The 1,510-nt window shown below is 61.1% G+C and carries 1 protein-coding gene; it reads right to left on the bottom strand.

Annotated features, from left to right (window positions below; all coding sequences use genetic code 11):
* Nucleotides 1–38 precede the first annotated feature (38 nt).
* On the bottom strand, nt 39–1,388 hold the full coding sequence (locus tag ACK1U9_RS09190) for an APC family permease (protein ID WP_108481142.1): 1,350 nt from the start codon (nt 1,386–1,388) through the stop codon (nt 39–41).
* Nucleotides 1,389–1,510: the final 122 nt, after the last annotated feature.

The raw sequence follows: 1,510 nt of genomic DNA, 5'->3' as shown, positions 1-1,510 counted from the left end.
CCGGCGATGAGGCCAGTACAGCCAGCGCAATTTTCAGGTCATGCAGCTTCTGAGAAGTCCACCAGCCGCACCGGGCGGCGGAAGCCGGCGGTCAGTACTGCGAGGTACGCAAGACCCACCGCAAACCAGCACAGGCCAATAACCAAGGTCAGCGCCGACAGGCTGGTCCACAGCCACAGTGTCAGCCCCAACCCCACCAGCGGAACCAGGCCATAGCTCAGCAGCCCTTTGAGGCTGAGCTGCGTGGCATCGTCCACCAGATGGGTTTTTACCACCGCAAGGTTCACCGCCGAAAACGCCACCAGTGCACCAAAGCTGATCAGCGAGGCAAGGGTCGCCAGGTCTATTACCAACGCCAGCAACGAGAACGCCGAAACCAGCAGAATTGCGAACACTGGCGTGCCAAAGCGCGGTGACAGGTAGCCGAAAGTACGCTGCGGCAGCACCTTGTCACGGCCCATGGTGAACAGAATGCGCGAAACCGCCGCCTGCGAGGCCAGTGCCGAGCCCAGGCTGCCAGCCACATAGGCCGCAGTGAAGAAGTTGGCCAGGAACTGACCGCCCGCCTTGAACATCACCTCGTTGGCCGCCGCATCGGCATTGGCAAAGGTGGTGCCCGGCAGCACCAACTGGCTGACGTAGGCCAGCCCGGTGAACAGCAAACCGGCGAACAAGGTGGTGAGGATGATGGCCCGGGGCACATCGCGGCGGGCATCGCGGCATTCTTCGGCCAAGGTAGAGACAGCGTCAAAGCCGAGGAACGACAGGCACAGCACCGCCGCACCAGCCATCAGCGCGCCGAAGCCCGGCTGCGAACCGTCGCCCAGCAGTGGCGAAAGCAGGTCGAGCGGTTGGCCGGCCAGGGACTGGCAGGACAGGGCGACGAACACCACGATGAAGACGATCTGTGCGCCGACGATCAGGTTGCTGGTCTTGGCCACAGAGTGAATGCCGACCACGTTGAGCGCCGTGACCAGGGCAATGGAGGCCAGTGCGATCGACCACGCGGGTATGGCGGGGAAGGCTATGTTGAGGAACAGGCCGATCAGCAGGTAGTTGATCATCGGCAGGAACAGGTAGTCGAGCAGCAGCGACCAGCCAGCCAGGAAGCCAACGTTCGGCCCAAAGGCCATGTTGGTATAGGAGTACGCCGAGCCCGCGACCGGGAAGCGTTTGACCATGAAACTGTAGGATGTGGCGGTGAACAGCATGGCCACCAGCGTGACCATGTAGGCGCCAGCCGTGCGGCCACCAGTAAGTTCGGTGACGATGCCGTAAGTGGTGAAGATGGTCAGCGGGACCATGTACACCAGGCCGAAGAACACCAGGGCGGGCAGGCCGAGGACACGGCGGAGCTGGACGGGGGTGGAGCTGGGTGAGTTGGCCATCATTCGATCCAGAGCATTTTTGTAGTTGTGCTTTGGCCGATTTTTATCCACCTAGGTGCGGTGTGACAAAGAAGTAATCCTAATGCTGATTATTAGCCAGGTTTTTAATCGGATTCTTGTAA

It is taken from the genome of Pseudomonas sp. XP1 (assembly GCF_053557675.1).
Note: the sequence above shows the minus strand (reverse complement) of the source record. Positions and strands in the feature narration are given on the sequence as shown.

Bases quoted from the DNA above. Each gene is read 5' to 3' on its own strand.
- ACK1U9_RS09190 (WP_108481142.1), bottom strand. From the start codon at position 1,388: ATGGCCAACTCACCCAGCTCCACCCCCGTCCAGCTCCGCCGTGTCCTC.